Consider the following 16,949-nt stretch of genomic DNA (forward strand, 5'->3'; position numbering starts at 1 on the left):
TAGGCCTCCTGATCAGCGTGGGAGGCAAGGGTGTTGGGTGTAACCGAGCATCTGATCGTAAAGATCGGCCCGGCGATCACGATGCAGGTCGTTCAGGTTGTTCCAGATGGGCGCGCTGCGGGAGTTGGTCAGGTCGACATCGGCAAACAGGATTTCCTGTTTGTCTGCGGAAGCCACGGCACCAATCGGCCAGCCGTTGGTTCCGGCAATCAACGAGCAACCCAGGTAGCGCGCGCCGCGCTCCTCGCCGATCCGGCTGGCGGCAGCGATAAATACGTTGTTGACGTGAGCGGCCGTCATCGTCAGATACGACGCCATGCACTTACCGGCATCGTCGAACAGCGGCGGCGGTGTCCAGACCCAGTTGTTCAGGCTGCAAATGATGTCCGCGCCTTGCTGGGCGAGGATCCGAGGCACCTCCGGGAACCAGATGTCCCAGCAGATCAACAGCCCGATGCGGCCGATGGGTGTGTCGAAAACCGGGAAACCCAGGTCGCCGGGGGTGAACCAGAGCTTCTCCATATTCCACAGATGGGCTTTGCGATACTTGCCGATAAAACCGTCTGGTCCCACCAGAACGCCGGTGTTGAAGAGTCGCATGCCGTCGCGTTCGGCCAGGCCGGCCACGAGGTAAACGTTGTGCTCGCGGGCGAAGTCGATCCAGCGCTGCACGCTTGGCCCGTCGGGAACCGCTTCTGCATGGGCGAAGGCATCCTGCCGATTGCTGAAGAAATAGCCGGTATTGGAAAGCTCGGGCAGAACGATGAGATTCGCACCGCCGTTTACCGCTTCAAGCGCCAATTCCAGGCTGCACCGCAGATTACCTACACATTTCTCGATGCCGACTTGTGGATCGAATTGCACGACTGCTACACGAACAGGGCTTGTTGGCTCGGTCATTCCGGCGTTCCTCTTTTAATTGTTTTTCAAGGTGTTAAATGGCGTGTTTATAAGAGGGGAATCAGGAATGGGGCGTAAGTCAGCTACTTCCGTTTAGGTCGTAGTCCTTGTCCGAAAATGGATCAACGTGATGTTTGATTGCAGTGGGTAGCAGGCGCGAGAGGTAGAGCCATGTATTGCGAGCATGGCTCTGGAGCGGGGATGTGATCAGGTTTTGAGTTGGTAGTGCGGGTAGTCGCTCAAGGAAAATCCGCCATTGAAGTTCGCGGCGGTTTTGTTGCAGATATGGATCACTGCATCGACAGCACCGCGAAAACATGGCTCCGTCCAACCGGCGTCGACGGAAAATGACTCGCCGGACAAATACAAGCCTGAGACATGCGCGAAGTCCCGGTTGTACTTCATCAGGCCGACGGCATCGTAGTAGGTGCCCGGTCGGTAAAGCTTGGCACAGCCCAGAGCATTTTTATCAGTGATCCAGCGCTGAACCACCGCTTGATCAATGCCTATGTAGGGAGAAATTTTCTCCTGGATGTTGGCAGAGTTCATGAGTATGCGATCCAGCTCTTCGGCGCATTTTGATACCAACTCCTTATCGCTGAATGAGGCGAGCTTGGTTGCGTCATCTTCCCAGGTATAACTCAGCAGGATGCAGTCATAGCTGTAGTTGTTGTTGTAGCGGTAGGTATAGACATCGTGGATAAAACTGTCGGTTACGATGGCTTGCGGGATGTTTTTGTTTTTCGAGAGAAATGATTTTTTCAGCGGTGCAAACACTTTGCAGCTGGTTTCCCAGTGTGCGGTCTTGTAGGCGTTGATCGTTTCGAAAGGCAGCATCTCCCGAGTGAAATTTTCGAGCTTGAGTCGAGTTTCAATCAGCCAGGAAGGTAGTGTCATGATGACCGAGTCGAAGTCGTCAAATTGCTCCCGGATTTGCTCGGGGTGACTGTGTTTCCAGTTGTAATGGACGCGTATTTTTTGATTGGTCAGCTTTTCCAGTTTTGTGACGGATGAGTCGGTGAGAAGCCCATTGCTTCTTTCGAGGCTATGTTCGTAGATGGACTTTCCGGTTTCGTCGGTTTTCACAAACAACAGGCATTCGTCCAACGCGGCGAGGCCGATGTAGCGGGGGCTGTCGAAACGCTGCCCCATTGAGTCAAAAACGGCTTCGCTATTCAGGTAGGGCGAATCCAGTGGATCGCCGTTTGAGTCCACTCGACCATGGATCAGTTGCAATTGGCTGCTGAAACCGAAAATCGCGGTACGCAGAGGGTAGAGGCAGCAGACGTCATAAAAAGCTCCCCAACTACCGTCACCTATACCTATCGCGTAAAAAATTGCGGACTCTTGCGCAGACATTCCCATTCCGCCGAAATCCCCGGGTGAGCGGTCATCCCAAGCTTCCAGTGCCGGCATGCTGACCAGGTCTCGGAACGAGACGCTCTCGTATTTTTCGACGATAGAAGCCCATACAGCTTCCCATTCCTGGCTCGCGTAGAGCTCGGCAACGTGGCGGGTCATGCGATCGGCAAAGGCTTTCCACTTGGAATAAACCTTTTGCAATTCAGCGCCGGGAGGCGGTGTGACGCCGTCTTCGTTTTTCCATATCAACATTTGCGGTGCTGATCCGCCGCCCATGCTGCCCTCCCGGAGATAGATGCCTGTCGAGCTGACCCATTGGCTACCGGGGTTGGCGAAGTCTGAAAACGCCAATTCAAATTGATTGGTGTAGTAAGCCATCAGCGACCGACCTTCTGTCGGTGGCTCATCCGCCCGGTTGAAGAAGGGCATGCGCATGGCGCCCATTTCAAACGGTGTATGGCTTGCTGCCGAGTTTCGGCTACCGGGAACGGTCAGATGCCTGCCGCCGATGCGTGTGGATTGTTCGATGAGAGTGATATGGGTAAAGCCGCAGCGATAGAGTTCTCTGGCGGCAGTCAGGCCCGTGACACCGGCGCCGATGATGCAGATTTTATGTTGCGGGTCAGTTGCCCTGGCGATGCCGTTTTCCTGTTCTACCAGTGCACGATAGTCAAAGCACAAGTCCGGCGGATTGGGAAAGCGAGCCGCCCATTTGTTTTTAGCCGAGCGCTTTGTTCGGGCGGCTTCCTTGGCGATGTATGAAGGGTAGTTGTAGCTTGATCCGATAGTCATTGATGATCTTCCCTGATGGTGTTTACAGGGAAAATATTGAGTTTTTTAAGGGGCTGCGTCTGTGAGCAGGGTTGGGTGCTCTAGCGCTCTGTATTCCGCTTTTTGCGTAGGAAAATGCACAGCTAAAGAACTGCGTGGCCGGCGCAAGATTCAATGTGGAAGCGAGCAGGCTCGCTTCCACATTCGGTTTGTGTCCGGCTAAGCAGCCTGCTGAAATTGCTGCCGATACTGGTTCGGTGACAATTCCGTGTGCTGTCGGAACAGCCGGGCGAAGAAGCTCGCGTCGTCGTAACCGACTTCGTAACTGATGGTCTTGATGCTCTTGCGGCTGCCGGACAGCAAGCCCTTGGCGGTTTCGATGCGCAGGCGTTGCAGGTAATGCAGCGGCTTGTCGCCGGTGGCGGTCTGGAAGCGGCGCATGAAGTTGCGGATGCTCATGCCGTGTTCGCGGGCGACGTCTTCGAAGCGGAACTTGTCGGCGAAGTGTTCTTCGAGCCAGTGCTGGATCTGCAGGATGATCACGTCCTGGTGCAGCTTCTGGCCGCCAAAACCGATGCGTCCAGGCGAGTAGCTGCGCTGCACCTCATACAGAATGTCCCGCGCTACGGCCTGGGACACGTTGGCACCGCAGAAGCGCTCGATCAGGTAGATGTACAAATCGCACGCCGAGGTGGTGCCGCCGGCACAGTACAGGTTGTCGGCGTCGGTCAGGTGCTTGTCCTGATTGAGTTGGACCTGGGGGAAACGTTCGGCGAAGGCATTGAAGAAGCGCCAGTAGGTGGTCGCTTCCTTGCCATTGAGTAGCCCGGCTTCGGCCAGCCAGAAAACACCGGTGGCCTCGCCGCACAGCACGGCACCGCGTGCATGTTGCTGGCGTAGCCAGGGCAGGACTTGCGGGTAACGTTTGCAGAGACTGTCGAAATCGTCCCAGAACGCGGGAAGAACGATGATGTCGGCGTTTTCCAGTCCGCCATCCACCGGAATCATCACATCGCTGAAGGTGTTGACCGGTTTGCCATCGGGGCTGACCAGACGGGTTTCGAACGCCGGTGTCAGGCCCTGGCCCAGCTGTTTGCCGTAGCGCAGGCTGGCGAGATGGAAGAAATCCTTGGCTTGCATGAGGGTGGAAGCGAAAACCCGGTCGATGGCCAGGATGCTGACGCGCCGCAGGGGCGTGGAGGCTTGCTTAGACATAATTCAACTTTATTTTTATAGGGGGAAGTGGTCACCAGACGGCTGGATCGTCTTATTTTTTGTCGGATGTGTCCAGTGTCCTGTATCGGAAGCGAGGCATAGTCTCTGAAGGTCAACTCCTTCTAAAAACAAAGAAAAGGTGCCGCATGATCCCCAGAACCTTGTTCAGTCCCGAGCACGAGCTTTTCCGCGACAGCGTGCGAACGTTTCTCGAAAAGGAGGCGGTGCCGTTCCATGCGCAATGGGAAAAACAAGGCTATATCGACCGACAGCTGTGGAACAAGGCAGGGGAGGCGGGGATGCTTTGCTCGCACCTGCCGGAAGAGTACGGCGGTCTGGGGGCGGACTTTCTCTACAGTGCGGTGGTGATCGAAGAAGTGGGGCGACTTGGCCTGACCGGCATCGGCTTTTCCCTGCACTCGGACATCGTGGCGCCCTACATCCTGCATTACGGCAGTGAAGCACTGAAGCATAAGTACCTGCCGAAACTGGTGTCCGGCGAGATGGTTACCGCGATTGCCATGACCGAGCCGGGCGCCGGTTCCGATCTGCAGGGCGTGAAAACCACGGCCGTGCTCGATGGCGATGAGTACGTGATCAATGGCTCCAAGACCTTCATCACCAACGGATACCTGGCCGATCTGGTGATCGTCGTCGCCAAGACCGATCCGAAGGCCGGCGCGAAGGGCACCAGTCTGTTTCTGGTGGAAGCCGACACGCCGGGCTTCGACAAGGGCAAGCGCCTGGAAAAGGTGGGGATGAAAGCCCAGGACACCTCGGAGCTGTTCTTCCAGGACGTGCGAGTGCCCAAGGAAAACCTGCTGGGCCAGGCCGGGATGGGTTTTGCCTACCTGATGCAGGAGTTGCCCCAGGAGCGCCTCACCGTGGCCGTTGGCGGGCTGGCATCAGCTGAAGCGGCGCTGCAATGGACGCTGGACTACACCCGCGAGCGCAAGGCGTTCGGCAAGTCGATCGCGGATTTCCAGAATACCCGGTTCAAACTGGCGGAGATGGCCACGGAAATCCAGATTGGCCGCGTCTTCGTCGACCGCTGCCTGGAACTGCACCTGCAAGGCAAGCTCGACGTGCCGACGGCGGCGATGGCCAAGTACTGGGGCACCGACCTGCAATGCAAGGTGCTCGACGAGTGTGTGCAATTGCACGGTGGTTACGGGTTCATGTGGGAATACCCGATCGCACGGGCATGGGCGGATGCGCGGGTGCAGCGGATCTATGCCGGGACTAACGAGATCATGAAGGAGATTATTGCCAGATCATTGTAGGAGCGAGCTTGCTCGCGATGGTCGTCAACGATAACGTTGAAAACCTGACACCCAACGGTGTGCTCAGGTTTTTCGCGAGCAAGCTCGCTCCTACAAGTGGGGGTTATGGCGCAGGATTCGGATGATCCTTGTGAATCGCCTCGATCCCTTCCAGCACTTCCTCCGACAGTTTCAGATCGAAACTGGCAATGTTGCTCTCCAGTTGTTCCATGGTCGTGGCGCCAATGATGTTGCTGGTCACGAACGGCTGCTGCGTCACGAACGCCAGGGCCATTTGCGCCGGGTCCAGACCGTGCTCGCGGGCCAATGCCACGTAACGGCTGCAGGCCGCTTCCGACTGCGGGTTGAAATAGCGGCTGAAGCGGCTGTAGAGGCTCAGGCGACCTTTTGGCGGGCGGGCGCCACCTTCGTACTTGCCTGACAGGAAACCGAACGCCAGTGGCGAATAGGCGAGCAGGCCGCATTGCTCGCGGATGGCGATTTCCGCCAGGCCGACTTCAAAGCTGCGGTTGAGCAGGTTGTACGGGTTCTGGATCGACACGGCGCGCGGCCAGCCTCGGGCTTCGGCCAGGGCGAGAAAACGCATGGTGCCCCATGGCGTCTCGTTGGACAGGCCGATGTGGCGGATCTTGCCGGCGCGGACCTGCTCGTCCAGCGCTTCGAGGGTGTCCTCCAGCGGGGTCAGGTTGGCTTCGATCTTGTGCTTGTAGCCGAGTTGGCCGAAGAAGTTGGTGCTGCGCTCCGGCCAGTGCAACTGGTAAAGGTCGATGTAGTCGGTCTGCAGGCGCTTGAGGCTGGCATCCACCGCTGCGGTGATGTGCTGTCGATTGTGTCGCAGGTTTTTATCGCGGATGTAGTCGATGGTGTTGCCGGGGCCGGCGATCTTGCTGGCCAGGATCCAGTCGGCGCGGTCGCCGCGGCTCTTGAAGTAATTGCCGATATAGCGTTCGGTGGTGGCGTAGGTTTCGGCCTTGGGTGGCACCGGGTACATTTCGGCGGTGTCGATGAAGTTGATCCCGGCAGCCTTGGCCCGCTCAATCTGGGCGAAGGCGTCTGCCTCGCTGTTTTGCTCGCCCCAGGTCATGGTTCCGAGGCAGATGGCACTCACGTTCAGATTCGTTCGGCCTAGCTGGCGATAATCCATCGGGTGCTCCTTGGGCAAAACAATCATAAAAGCAGGTTGAATTATTTTTCGCAATCTGCATAATTGCGCACCTCTTTCTGCAGTGGAAGTGATGCGCCGCCGCCGAAGAATCTTGCCGTTGAACGGACGCGCCGACCCGAGCCCCCGAAAGCGTCTGTATCCGGCTGCCTTTGACTTGTCAAAGTACGCACTATTCAGTAAGATCCGCCGTCTAATTTACAGGGCGGCCCCTGAGGCTATAAAGAATGAAAACTTTTACTGCTAAACCGGAAACAGTAAAGCGCGACTGGTTTGTCGTCGACGCTGCTGGTCAGACCCTGGGTCGTCTGGCCACCGAAATCGCGAGCCGTCTGCGTGGCAAGCACAAGCCTGAGTACACTCCTCACGTTGACACCGGCGACTACATCGTCGTAATCAACGCCGAGCAGATCCGTGTTACCGGTGCTAAAACCACTGACAAAATGTACTACTCCCACTCCGGTTTCCCGGGCGGCATCAAGTCGATCAACTTTGAAAAGCTGATCGCCAAGGCCCCTGAGCGCGTGATCGAGACCGCGGTCAAAGGCATGCTGCCTAAGAACCCGCTGGGTCGCGACATGTACCGTAAGCTGAAAGTCTATGCGGGCGCTGCACACCCTCATACTGCTCAGCAGCCCCAAGAACTGAAGATTTAACGGAATAGTTCATTATGTCGGCGACTCAAAATTACGGCACTGGCCGTCGCAAGACCGCAACCGCACGCGTTTTCCTGCGTCCGGGTACTGGTAACATCTCCATCAACAACCGTTCGCTGGATAATTTCTTCGGCCGCGAAACTGCCCGCATGGTAGTTCGTCAGCCGCTGGAATTGACTGAGACTGTCGAGAAGTTCGACATCTACGTCACCGTGATCGGCGGTGGTGTAAGTGGTCAGGCTGGCGCAATCCGCCACGGCATCACTCGCGCTCTGATGGACTACGACGAGACTCTGCGCAGCGCCCTGCGTAAAGCCGGCTTCGTAACCCGCGATGCTCGTGAAGTTGAACGTAAGAAAGTCGGTCTGCGTAAAGCGCGTAAGCGTCCGCAGTACTCGAAGCGTTAATTCGCTTTCACGTTCAAAAAAGAACGCCCAGTATCCTCACGGAGCTGGGCGTTTTTTTATGTCTGCGATTTATCAAAGAATTGCGCTGTGACAACTTGCCACATCCGTAGGCGCCCTATACTACAAGGCTTGGGGGTGATGGGCTCCGGTAATTACCTTGTCAGGATTGGGGCTTTTCATTACCATTCGGCAAAATTTTTATAAGTACATAGATTTACTTAGTAGATGCCTGATTTAACAGGCCACAAAGCTGATGGGAGAGGACTGAATGAGCAATGACGGCGTGAATGCAGGCCGGCGTCGCTTCTTGGTAGCAGCCACATCCGTGGTGGGTGCTGCAGGAGCGGTGGGGGCTGCGGTCCCGTTCGTGGGGTCATGGTTTCCCAGTGCCAAGGCGAAAGCCGCAGGTGCACCGGTGAAAGTGAATGTCAGCAAAGTCGAGCCAGGCCAGCAGATGATTGCTGAGTGGCGCGGTCAGCCGGTGTTCATTGTCCGCCGTACACCGGAAATCCTGGGGAATCTGAAGAAGATCGAGGGCCAGCTCGTTGATCCGACCTCCAAGAACTCGACACAACCGACTTACGTTGATCCGGAAACCCGTTCGATCAAGCCTGAGGTTCTGCTGCTGATTGGTATCTGCACGCACCTGGGTTGCTCGCCGACCTTCCGTCCTGAAGTGGCACCTGCGGATCTGGGTAAAGACTGGGTGGGCGGTTATTTCTGCCCTTGCCACGGTTCCCACTACGATCTGGCTGGTCGCGTCTACAAGTCGCAACCTGCGCCTTTGAACCTGCCAGTTCCCCCGCATTCCTATGAGACCGATGAGATCATTATCATTGGCGTCGATACGGAGAAAGCGTGATGAGCAAGTTCATGGATTGGGTTGACGCACGCTTTCCCGCAACCAAGATGTGGGAAGACCATCTCAGCAAGTATTACGCTCCGAAGAACTTCAACTTCTTCTACTTCTTTGGCTCCCTGGCACTGCTCGTGCTGGTCAACCAGATCGTTACCGGTGTCTGGCTGACCATGAGCTACAACCCGTCGGCGGAGGAGGCGTTTGCTTCCGTCGAATACATCATGCGCGATGTCGAGTACGGCTCGATCCTGCGTCTGCTGCACTCCACCGGCGCTTCGGCGTTCTTCATCGTGGTCTATCTGCACATGTTCCGTGGCCTGCTCTACGGTTCGTACCAGAAGCCGCGTGAACTGGTGTGGGTTTTCGGCATGCTGATCTACCTGGCATTGATGGCCGAAGCCTTCATGGGCTACCTGCTGCCGTGGGGCCAGATGTCTTACTGGGGTGCCCAGGTGATCATCTCGCTGTTCGGTGCGATCCCGGTCATCGGCAACGACCTGACCCAGTGGATTCGTGGTGACTACCTGATTTCCGGCATTACCCTGAACCGCTTCTTCGCCTTGCACGTGGTTGCCCTGCCGATCGTTATCCTGGGTCTGGTGGTGCTGCACATCCTGGCGTTGCACGAAGTGGGTTCGAACAACCCGGACGGTGTGGACATCAAGAAGCACAAGGACGAAAACGGCATACCGCTGGACGGCATTGCCTTCCACCCGTACTACACCGTGAAAGATATCGTCGGTGTGGTGGTGTTCCTGTTCATCTTCTGCTCGATCGTCTTCTTCTTCCCGGAAATGGGCGGCTACTTCCTCGAAAAGCCGAACTTTGAAGTGGCGAACGCCTTCAAGACCCCAGAGCACATCGCTCCGGTCTGGTACTTCACCCCGTTCTACGCCATCTTGCGTGCGATTCCGGACAAGCTCCTGGGTGTGATCGCCATGGGTGCTGCCATTGCCGTGCTGTTCGTCCTGCCATGGCTGGACCGTAGCCCGGTCAAGTCGATGCGCTACAAGGGCTGGCTGAGCAAGATCTGGCTCTGGGTGTTCTGCATCGCGTTCGTGATCCTGGGCGTGCTGGGCGTATTGGCCCCAACCCCTGAGCGTACGCTGCTGTCGCAGGTGTGTACCTTCCTGTACTTCGCCTACTTCATTCTGATGCCGTTCTACACCAGGCTCGAGAAGACCAAACCGGTTCCGGAAAGGGTGACTGGCTGATGAAAAAACTATTTGCTGTATTGATGCTTGCCGCGCTGCCAGTGTTCGCTTTCGCAGCTGAACACGGTGGCCCCGAGCTGGAAAAAGTCGACATCGACGTTTCCGATAAAGCAGCCATGCAAGACGGCGCGCGTACGTTCGCCAACTACTGCATGGGTTGCCACAGTGCCAAGTTTCAGCGCTACGAGCGTGTTGCCGACGACCTGGGCATTCCCCATGAGTTGATGATGGAGAAGCTGATGTTCACCGGAGCCAAGATCGGCGACCACATGAGCATCGGCATGCAGCCGGCGGACGCCAAGACCTGGTTTGGCGCGGCGCCACCGGACCTGACCCTGGTTGCCCGTGTTCGCGGTACTGACTGGCTGTACGGTTACCTGAGGTCGTTCTACGAAGATCCGGCGCGCCCATGGGGTGTGAACAACAAGGTCTTCCCGAACGTGGGTATGCCTAACGTCCTGGCCGGCCTGCAAGGTCGCCAGGTGGTTGGTTGCAAACAGGTTCAGATCGTCGAAGACGGCAAGAAGCAATATGATCCTCTGACCGGTACGGCGCTGACCCATGAAGCGTGCGATCAGTTGACCATCGTGCCGAAAAGCGGTGCCCTGACTGCAGAGCAGTTCGATGAGAAGGTCAAGAATCTGGTAACCTTCCTGGCTTACTCGGCTAACCCGGTTAAGCTGCAACATCAGCGCATCGGTACGTATGTATTGCTGTACCTGGCGTTCTTCTTTGTATTCGCTTACCTGCTCAAGCGCGAATACTGGAAAGACGTGCACTGATAAAGCTTCAAGCTATTGCTGTTAATCGCGCGCGCCCAAGGGCGCCTCTGAGGATGTAGCGAAACTGGTTATCCAGTCGTTACGGGAGGCGCCCTCTGGGCGCGCTCGTTTTTCCGCGTTCGATTATTTCTACAAGCGAGGAGGATCGCCATGGGCGTGACCAATCGGTTGGCCTGTTACTCCGACCCCGCCGACCACTATTCCCACCGAGTGCGCATCGTACTGGCAGAGAAGGGTGTCAGCGCCGAGATCATTTACGTGGAAGCTGGACGCCAGCCACCTAAACTGATTGAAGTGAACCCTTACGGTAGCTTGCCCACCCTGGTCGATCGCGACCTGGCGTTGTGGGAGTCGACTGTGGTGATGGAATATCTGGATGAGCGTTACCCGCACCCGCCGCTACTGCCGGTTTATCCCGTGGCGCGTGCCAACAGTCGCCTGCTGATGCACCGCATTCAGCGTGACTGGTGTGGCCTGGTGGATCTGATTCTGGATTCGCGGACCAAGGAGGCGGCCCGTGCCGTGGCCCGCAAAGAGTTGCGCGAAAGCCTGACGGGTGTGTCGCCGCTGTTCGCCGACAAACCGTTTTTCCTCAGTGAGGAACAAAGTCTGGTGGATTGCTGCCTACTGCCAATACTCTGGCGATTGCCGATTCTGGGTATAGAACTGCCGCGGCCAGCCAAGCCGCTGCTTGATTATATGGAGCGCCAGTTTGCGCGTGAGGCTTTCCAGGCGAGTCTGTCTGGTGTCGAACGCGACATGCGCTAAGGCTTAAGGAGCCGCTATGAACTCCAGTCGACCTTATCTGGTCCGCGCGCTCTATGAGTGGATTGTGGACAACGATTGCACCCCGCACATGCTGGTCAATTCCGAGTACCCGTCGGTACAGGTTCCACAGGGGTTTGCCAGTGACGGGCAGATCGTCCTGAACGTATCGCCACAAGCCGTGCGTCACTTGCACATGGATAACGAGGCGGTCAGCTTCGAGGGGCGCTTTGGTGGCGTGCCGCACACCCTGTACGTGCCAATCGCTTCGATCCTGGGAATCTACGCCCGGGAGAATGGCCAGGGCATGGTGTTTGATCTGGAATCGCCGATGGGCGAGGACGAAGAGATCGAACCGGATGACGATCTTCCACCACCGGACAGCGAGCCGCCGCGTCCAAGCGGTCGGCCCAGTCTGAAAGTGGTCAAGTAATAAAAAAGGCGATCCGCAAGGATCGCCTTTTTTATTACGTTGTAGGAGCGAGCCTGCTCGCGATGGACGTGAACTATGACGCGTGCAGTCTGAATGAACGCATTCGCCAAACGTCCATCGCGAGCAAGCTCGCTCCTACAGGTTGTAGATCAGTCGATGTACTCGAACAGCTTCACAATCTTCTGCACACCGGAAACCCCTTGCACCAGGTTGGTCGCCTGCGCGGCTTCCTGCTTGGTCAGCAGACCCAGCATGTAGACGATGCCGTTTTCAGTGACGACCTTGATGCGCGAGCCGGGGATGTTCGCATCGGCGAGCATCTGGGTCTTGATCTTGGTGGTCAGCCAGGTGTCGTTCTGGCGTGCCAGCAACGAGGAGGGTGGCAGGATTTGCAGTTCGTTGTGCACCTGCTTCACACGCTGGACCGCGGCAGCGGCCTGTTCAGCCTTGGCCTTGAGGTCTGCGCGTGGCGTTTGCCCGGCAAGCAGCACGACACCGTTGAAGCTGGTGACGACGATGTGCGAATCCCTGTCCAGGGCCGGATCGGCCTTGGCGACGTTCACGCCAACCTTGGTGTCGATCAGGGAGTCGTCGATCTTGCTGCCCAGTGTGCGAGTACCGCGGTCATCTTCAATCGGTGCTTCACGGCTGGCCGTCACGACCGAGGTGCAGCCACTGATACCGAGGCACAGGGTCAAGGCCAACAGGCCAAGGCGATTAGGGGTCATTCTTCACTCCCGAACAATTGGCTGTCGATCAAATCGCAAAGGCAATGGATCGCCAGCAGGTGGACTTCTTGAATACGAGCGGTGACGTTGGCCGGTACGCGAATCTCGACGTCCTCGGGCAACAGCAGCGACGCCATGCCGCCGCCATCACGACCCGTTAATGCTACGACAATCATTTCGCGATCATGTGCGGCCTGGATCGCCTGAATTATGTTGGCCGAGTTGCCGCTGGTGGAGATAGCCAGCAACACATCGCCCGGTTGGCCGAGTGCGCGGATCTGCTTGGAGAAGATTTCGTTGTAGCTGTAGTCGTTGGCGATCGAGGTGATCGTCGAGCTGTCGGTCGTCAGGGCGATGGCCGGCAGGCTCGGGCGTTCGCGCTCAAAGCGATTGAGCAACTCGGACGAGAAGTGCTGGGCATCGCCGGCAGAGCCGCCGTTGCCACAGGAAAGCATTTTGCCTTCGTTGAGCAGGGCGTTGACCATGACCTGGCTGGCTTGCTCGATGTGCGGTGCAAGTACTTCCATCGCCTGTTGCTTGGTGTCGATACTGGCCTGAAAAAGCTGGCGAATTCGGGATTGCATGTCCATCTGTGTGACCTTAAGTAGCGCGGCTGTTCGGCACGTGAATGTGCAGCCCGCAAAGCAAAGAGCAAAAGTGTTGGGTGATAGTGTCCGGTTCGCAATGCCGGCGATCAGCCGTCGAAGGCATTCTGTAGCCAGTTCAACTGATCGAGATTGCTGTCGATGGCAATCACGTCGAAGCGGCAAGGGGAATTGGCCCAGCGCGACTCGCACTGAAGAAAATACTGCGCGGCGAAAATCAGTTTTTGCCGTTTGCGCCCATCGATGCTATCGAGCGCGCCACCCCATTGAGTGTTTTTTCTGTAGCGGACTTCAACGAATACTACTGTATCGCCATCTAGCATGACCAGATCAAGCTCGCCGCGTTTACACAACCAGTTCTGCGCCAGCAGGCGCAGACCCTGTTGTTGAAGATGCTCGAGCGCATGGCGCTCGGCATCCCTACCGCTTTGCCAGCGTGACCTGTCAGGCATCAGCGAGCGGTGTCCGGCAGGCGCTGGACCTGGCCATTGGCGAACTGGGCCCATGGCAGCTGGCGTACGACACGCTGGCTCTGAGTCATGCCAAGGCTGCCCGATTCACCGTCGATTCGGCTGTCCGGCAGAGACTTGAGCTGGCCCAGGCGCGGTGCCAGTCGATAGGCGTCCACGCCCATGGCATACAGACGCCCCAGGCTGCCGGCGGCTTGTGGCCACTGGGCGGTGACCTGACGACGCAACGGGTCGTTGGCGTCCAGCAACCATGGCGTCTCGCAGAAGCGGATGCCATTCATGTCGTTGTACTGGTTGACGTCACCGCTGGCACTGAACACGTGGGAGGTGGCGTAGACCGGAACATCGCCTGCGTACTGGAAGTTCAGGGTCGGTTTGATCTGCTGGGCCTGTTGCGGTGTTGCGGCCAGGAAGATGAACTCGATGTCCTGGCGGCGTGATGGCTGGGCCGCTACTTGCGAGCCAACAGTGCTTTGCAGGCTCTTGGCGCGACCTTCGCTCTGACGCAGCTGGAACATGTCGGCAATCTGCTGGGCCAACTGGACCGGTTGATCGACGCGTTCGGTGACGACGATGGTGCCGCCATTGGCTTGCCAATCCTGGCTGAACGCCTTGAGCACGCGGTCGCCCCATTCGCCTTTCGGCACCATGATGGCTGCGCGATGCAGGCCGTCGGCGCGAGCGCGGCGCGACACTTCGCGGGCTTCGTCTTCAGCGGCCAGACCGAACTGGAACAGCTGTGCCGGGCCTTGATCGCCTTCGCTGTAGTTCAGCGCCAGCGTGGTGATCGGCAATTGCGGGCGGGTGCTCAGTTGTTTGACCAGCGGCTTCTCCAGCGGCCCGATTACCAGTTGCACGCCATCGGCCTGGGCCTTGCGGTAGAACTCGTCCATGGAAGTCAGGTGCGAGCTGTCATAAAACTCGATGGCGGGTGGCTTTTGCCCGGCCTGTTGTGCCTGGTAGTGAGCAGCCATGAAACCGTCGCGCAGCGCTTTGCCAACCGAGGCCAGCTGGCCGTCCTGAGGCAGCAGCAGGGCGATCTTGTTCAGGGGCTGGCTGGCCAGCTCCTTGAGTTGGGTCAGTGGCTGCGGCAATTGAATGGCGGCCGGGTGTTTCGGATTCTTCGCACGCCAGTTATCGATGGCGGCCTGCTGCTGCTCCAGGGTGCCGGCGGATTTCACGGCCAGCGCAAGGGCCATCCAGCCGCCGAGATCGTCGGTGGTGTTCGGCTGCAACTGATCGGTCGGCAGCGAAGCGATCAGGGTCCAGATGGCTTCGTGGTTTTTGCTCGCGGCTTCACCTTTGAGCATCGGGGCAATGAAGATGCGCTCACGGGCAGCGGCGAGGGTCTGGCCATCGGCTTCAAGGGCACGGGCGTGAACGGTGCCGGTGCGCACTTGTTGCTCTACGGGCAGTTCGCTCAAGCGCTGCAGGCTCGGATGGCTCAAGGCAGTAAGCGCTGCCTTGGGCTGGTTGCGGGTCATGGCCAGTTCAGCCGCCAGGGTGCTGGCGAAAATCTGTTGGCCCGGCTTGAGCTGCTCGATCGGAACCTGTTGCAGGATTTGCGCGGACTGGCCGGCATTGCCCTGGTGATAGGCCAGGTCGGCAGCGCTCAGGCGCAGCAGGGCGGCATCTTCCGGTGATTTGCTTTGGGCGGCCTTCGCAAGCAGTTGCTCGATACTGGCGTCCGGTGTCCGTGGAAGTTCGCCAAGGCTGGAGGAGGGCGAGCTGGCGCAAGCCGCCAGCAAGGCAGCGAGGCAGAGGGCAGATAACAGCCGCAGGCAAGCGATCATGTAAGCGTTCCTGATACTCGATCAAATTAGCGTGGAATTGTACCCAAGCACTGGCCGGGGCGCGATGTTAGTGGCGTGAATCGATCAATTTAGCTGGTGTAAATGTTGCGTCAGTGCACAAACGGTCGGCGATACCGCGTTTGCTTGCGCGTATCGTGAGTCTCGCTACGCGCTACAATGGCGACTTTTACCGATCATGAGGTGTGCGCTTTGACTGCTCCAGGTGCTTTGAATTCCGCTGCTGGCTCGCTTTATGTGGTGGCGACGCCCATCGGCAACCTGGATGACATCAGTGCGCGGGCGCTGAAGATTCTGCGTGAAGTGGCCTTGATCGCCGCGGAAGACACCCGTCATTCCCAGCGCTTGATGCAACACTTCGGCATTTCGACGCCATTGGCAGCCTGTCATGAGCATAACGAGAGGGATGAAGGTAGTCGCTTTATCACTCGTCTGCTTGCCGGCGACAACGTGGCGTTGATCTCCGACGCCGGCACGCCGCTGATTTCCGATCCGGGTTATCACCTGGTGCGGCAGGCCCGGGCAGCGGGTATCGATGTGGTGCCGGTCCCGGGTGCCTGCGCGTTGATTGCAGCATTGTCGGCGGCAGGGTTGCCTTCCGACCGATTCATTTTCGAAGGTTTCCTGCCAGCCAAGGCTGTGGGGCGGCGAGCGCGTCTGGAGCAGGTAAAGGAAGAGCCCCGCACCTTGATCTTCTATGAAGCCCCGCATCGCATTCTGGAATGCCTGCAAGACATGGAGCTGGTGTTCGGCCCCGAGCGCCCGGCGCTGCTTGCCCGTGAGTTGACCAAGACGTTTGAAACGCTCAAGGGGCTGCCGCTGGCTGAGCTGCGCGAGTTCGTCGAGTCGGACAGCAATCAGCAGCGCGGCGAGTGCGTGGTGTTGGTGGCGGGCTGGTCTGCCCCCGAGGAGGAGGGCGCCGTCAGCAGTGAGGCGATGCGCATCCTCAACCTGTTGCTCGAAGAAATGCCGCTCAAGCGGGCGGCGGCTTTGGCAGCGCAAATCACCGGCGAGCGAAAGAATGTGCTGTACCAGATTGCCCTGGATAAACAGAAAGGCGAGTAAAACCCGATGCGCAGGCGTGCTCAAGGGCGCTTAGCGCTTGTTCTTCGGGCGCTCTGCCGGTAACCTTTGCGGCGGAGAGTCGATCGGACAGTCGCTGCCCCCTATGAAAATTAGGGGGGGGAGGAAAGTCCGGGCTCCATAGGGCGAAGTGCCAGGTAATGCCTGGGAGGCGTGAGCCTACGGAAAGTGCCACAGAAAATAACCGCCTAAGCGCTTCGGCGCCGGTAAGGGTGAAAAGGTGCGGTAAGAGCGCACCGCACGTCTGGTAACAGTTCGTGGCTAGGTAAACCCCACTTGGAGCAAGACCAAATAGGGTCCCAAGGCGTGGCCCGCGCTGGGACCGGGTAGGTTGCTAAAGATGTCCAGTGATGGCCATCGTAGACGAATGACTGTTCAAGACAGAACCCGGCTTACAGATCGACTCTCCACCTTTTTTTCTCCTCTGCTTGAATTGTTGAGCA

The 16,949-nt window shown here is 57.9% G+C and carries 17 protein-coding genes and 1 other RNA gene; 10 read left to right on the top strand and 8 right to left on the bottom strand.

The genetic code is table 11. From position 1 onward, the window contains the following. Positions 1-12: 12 nt before the first annotated feature. From ACEN8Q_RS28100 to ACEN8Q_RS28110, 3 genes are all read right to left on the bottom strand, one after another. Entirely contained in the window at positions 13-900 is an 888-nt protein-coding gene (locus ACEN8Q_RS28100; RefSeq protein WP_413427721.1) for a nitrilase family protein, read from the bottom strand. Positions 901-1,107: 207 nt separating this feature from the next. Next, complete coding sequence (locus ACEN8Q_RS28105) at positions 1,108-3,054, bottom strand: flavin monoamine oxidase family protein (RefSeq protein WP_413427720.1); 1,947 nt, start codon at positions 3,052-3,054, stop codon at positions 1,108-1,110. Between the two features lie 198 nt (positions 3,055-3,252). After that, complete coding sequence (locus tag ACEN8Q_RS28110; protein WP_178120848.1) at positions 3,253-4,173, bottom strand: GlxA family transcriptional regulator; 921 nt, start codon at positions 4,171-4,173, stop codon at positions 3,253-3,255. A gap of 221 nt (positions 4,174-4,394) precedes the next feature. Here ACEN8Q_RS28110 and ACEN8Q_RS28115 point away from each other — a divergent pair, with 221 nt between their 5' ends. After that, entirely contained in the window at positions 4,395-5,531 is a 1,137-nt protein-coding gene (locus ACEN8Q_RS28115) for an acyl-CoA dehydrogenase family protein (protein ID WP_413427719.1), read from the top strand. Between the two features lie 103 nt (positions 5,532-5,634). Here the strand turns inward: ACEN8Q_RS28115 and ACEN8Q_RS28120 are convergent, their stop codons facing one another. After that, a complete protein-coding gene (locus tag ACEN8Q_RS28120) occupies positions 5,635-6,675 on the bottom strand; it encodes an NADP(H)-dependent aldo-keto reductase (protein WP_413704031.1) in 1,041 nt (346 codons plus the stop codon). Between the two features lie 245 nt (positions 6,676-6,920). Between ACEN8Q_RS28120 and rplM the strand changes: the two genes are divergently transcribed. From rplM to ACEN8Q_RS28155, 7 genes are all read left to right on the top strand, one after another. After that, on the top strand, positions 6,921-7,349 hold the full coding sequence (gene rplM, locus ACEN8Q_RS28125; RefSeq protein WP_003228062.1) for a 50S ribosomal protein L13: 429 nt from the start codon (positions 6,921-6,923) through the stop codon (positions 7,347-7,349). A gap of 14 nt (positions 7,350-7,363) precedes the next feature. After that, a complete protein-coding gene (rpsI, locus tag ACEN8Q_RS28130) occupies positions 7,364-7,756 on the top strand; it encodes a 30S ribosomal protein S9 (protein WP_003228056.1) in 393 nt (130 codons plus the stop codon). A gap of 268 nt (positions 7,757-8,024) precedes the next feature. Then, a complete protein-coding gene (petA, locus tag ACEN8Q_RS28135; protein ID WP_008016685.1) occupies positions 8,025-8,618 on the top strand; it encodes a ubiquinol-cytochrome c reductase iron-sulfur subunit in 594 nt (197 codons plus the stop codon). Further along, entirely contained in the window at positions 8,618-9,829 is a 1,212-nt protein-coding gene (locus ACEN8Q_RS28140) for a cytochrome b (RefSeq protein ID WP_008016686.1), read from the top strand. The genes petA and ACEN8Q_RS28140 overlap by 1 nt, the downstream gene beginning before the upstream one ends. Then, positions 9,829-10,611: a cytochrome c1 gene (locus ACEN8Q_RS28145; RefSeq protein WP_413427718.1), complete on the top strand. Its 783-nt coding sequence runs from the start codon at positions 9,829-9,831 to the stop codon at positions 10,609-10,611. The genes ACEN8Q_RS28140 and ACEN8Q_RS28145 overlap by 1 nt, the downstream gene beginning before the upstream one ends. Positions 10,612-10,761: 150 nt before the next feature. Further along, complete coding sequence (locus ACEN8Q_RS28150; protein ID WP_007989864.1) at positions 10,762-11,379, top strand: glutathione S-transferase N-terminal domain-containing protein; 618 nt, start codon at positions 10,762-10,764, stop codon at positions 11,377-11,379. A 16-nt stretch (positions 11,380-11,395) separates the two neighbouring features. Next, on the top strand, positions 11,396-11,809 hold the full coding sequence (locus tag ACEN8Q_RS28155; RefSeq protein ID WP_085715923.1) for a ClpXP protease specificity-enhancing factor: 414 nt from the start codon (positions 11,396-11,398) through the stop codon (positions 11,807-11,809). Between the two features lie 149 nt (positions 11,810-11,958). Here the strand turns inward: ACEN8Q_RS28155 and ACEN8Q_RS28160 are convergent, their stop codons facing one another. From ACEN8Q_RS28160 to ACEN8Q_RS28175, 4 genes are all read right to left on the bottom strand, one after another. Continuing rightward, positions 11,959-12,537, bottom strand: coding sequence for a BON domain-containing protein (locus tag ACEN8Q_RS28160; protein WP_413427717.1), 579 nt, complete (start codon positions 12,535-12,537; stop codon positions 11,959-11,961). Further along, positions 12,534-13,127: a phosphoheptose isomerase gene (locus ACEN8Q_RS28165; RefSeq protein WP_007972584.1), complete on the bottom strand. Its 594-nt coding sequence runs from the start codon at positions 13,125-13,127 to the stop codon at positions 12,534-12,536. Before ACEN8Q_RS28165 ends, ACEN8Q_RS28160 begins: the two co-directional genes overlap by 4 nt. A gap of 104 nt (positions 13,128-13,231) precedes the next feature. Next, positions 13,232-13,594 carry a YraN family protein gene (locus ACEN8Q_RS28170; protein ID WP_413427716.1) on the bottom strand — a complete coding sequence of 121 codons (363 nt, stop codon included), beginning with the start codon at positions 13,592-13,594 and terminating at the stop codon, positions 13,232-13,234. After that, a complete protein-coding gene (locus ACEN8Q_RS28175; RefSeq protein ID WP_413427715.1) occupies positions 13,594-15,405 on the bottom strand; it encodes a penicillin-binding protein activator in 1,812 nt (603 codons plus the stop codon). Before ACEN8Q_RS28175 ends, ACEN8Q_RS28170 begins: the two co-directional genes overlap by 1 nt. A gap of 177 nt (positions 15,406-15,582) precedes the next feature. Between ACEN8Q_RS28175 and rsmI the strand changes: the two genes are divergently transcribed. Both rsmI and rnpB read left to right on the top strand, forming a co-directional pair. Continuing rightward, positions 15,583-16,488 (top strand): 16S rRNA (cytidine(1402)-2'-O)-methyltransferase, encoded by a 906-nt coding sequence (gene rsmI / locus ACEN8Q_RS28180; RefSeq protein ID WP_413427714.1) that lies wholly within the window; start codon positions 15,583-15,585, stop codon positions 16,486-16,488. 75 nt (positions 16,489-16,563) lie between these two features. Continuing rightward, an RNA gene (gene rnpB / locus ACEN8Q_RS28185) (RNase P RNA component class A) lies at positions 16,564-16,917 on the top strand. The last annotated feature ends 32 nt before the right edge of the window (positions 16,918-16,949 follow it).

Source organism: Pseudomonas sp. Pseusp16 (assembly GCF_047324915.1).
Lineage (GTDB): Bacteria > Pseudomonadota > Gammaproteobacteria > Pseudomonadales > Pseudomonadaceae > Aquipseudomonas > Aquipseudomonas fluorescens_CD.

Excerpts from the sequence above, each read along its gene's own strand:
- ACEN8Q_RS28100 (WP_413427721.1), bottom strand. The coding sequence starts at position 900 with ATGACCGAGCCAACAAGCCCTGTTCGTGTAGCAGTCGTGCAATTCGAT.
- ACEN8Q_RS28105 (WP_413427720.1), bottom strand. The coding sequence starts at position 3,054 with ATGACTATCGGATCAAGCTACAACTACCCTTCATACATCGCCAAGGAA.
- ACEN8Q_RS28110 (WP_178120848.1), bottom strand. The coding sequence starts at position 4,173 with ATGCAAGCCAAGGATTTCTTCCATCTCGCCAGCCTGCGCTACGGCAAA.
- ACEN8Q_RS28115 (WP_413427719.1), top strand. The coding sequence starts at position 4,395 with ATGATCCCCAGAACCTTGTTCAGTCCCGAGCACGAGCTTTTCCGCGAC.
- ACEN8Q_RS28120 (WP_413704031.1), bottom strand. The coding sequence starts at position 6,675 with ATGGATTATCGCCAGCTAGGCCGAACGAATCTGAACGTGAGTGCCATC.
- rplM (WP_003228062.1), top strand. The coding sequence starts at position 6,921 with ATGAAAACTTTTACTGCTAAACCGGAAACAGTAAAGCGCGACTGGTTT.
- rpsI (WP_003228056.1), top strand. The coding sequence starts at position 7,364 with ATGTCGGCGACTCAAAATTACGGCACTGGCCGTCGCAAGACCGCAACC.
- petA (WP_008016685.1), top strand. The coding sequence starts at position 8,025 with ATGAGCAATGACGGCGTGAATGCAGGCCGGCGTCGCTTCTTGGTAGCA.
- ACEN8Q_RS28140 (WP_008016686.1), top strand. The coding sequence starts at position 8,618 with ATGAGCAAGTTCATGGATTGGGTTGACGCACGCTTTCCCGCAACCAAG.
- ACEN8Q_RS28145 (WP_413427718.1), top strand. The coding sequence starts at position 9,829 with ATGAAAAAACTATTTGCTGTATTGATGCTTGCCGCGCTGCCAGTGTTC.
- ACEN8Q_RS28150 (WP_007989864.1), top strand. The coding sequence starts at position 10,762 with ATGGGCGTGACCAATCGGTTGGCCTGTTACTCCGACCCCGCCGACCAC.
- ACEN8Q_RS28155 (WP_085715923.1), top strand. The coding sequence starts at position 11,396 with ATGAACTCCAGTCGACCTTATCTGGTCCGCGCGCTCTATGAGTGGATT.
- ACEN8Q_RS28160 (WP_413427717.1), bottom strand. The coding sequence starts at position 12,537 with ATGACCCCTAATCGCCTTGGCCTGTTGGCCTTGACCCTGTGCCTCGGT.
- ACEN8Q_RS28165 (WP_007972584.1), bottom strand. The coding sequence starts at position 13,127 with ATGGACATGCAATCCCGAATTCGCCAGCTTTTTCAGGCCAGTATCGAC.
- ACEN8Q_RS28170 (WP_413427716.1), bottom strand. The coding sequence starts at position 13,594 with ATGCCTGACAGGTCACGCTGGCAAAGCGGTAGGGATGCCGAGCGCCAT.
- ACEN8Q_RS28175 (WP_413427715.1), bottom strand. The coding sequence starts at position 15,405 with ATGATCGCTTGCCTGCGGCTGTTATCTGCCCTCTGCCTCGCTGCCTTG.
- rsmI (WP_413427714.1), top strand. The coding sequence starts at position 15,583 with ATGGCGACTTTTACCGATCATGAGGTGTGCGCTTTGACTGCTCCAGGT.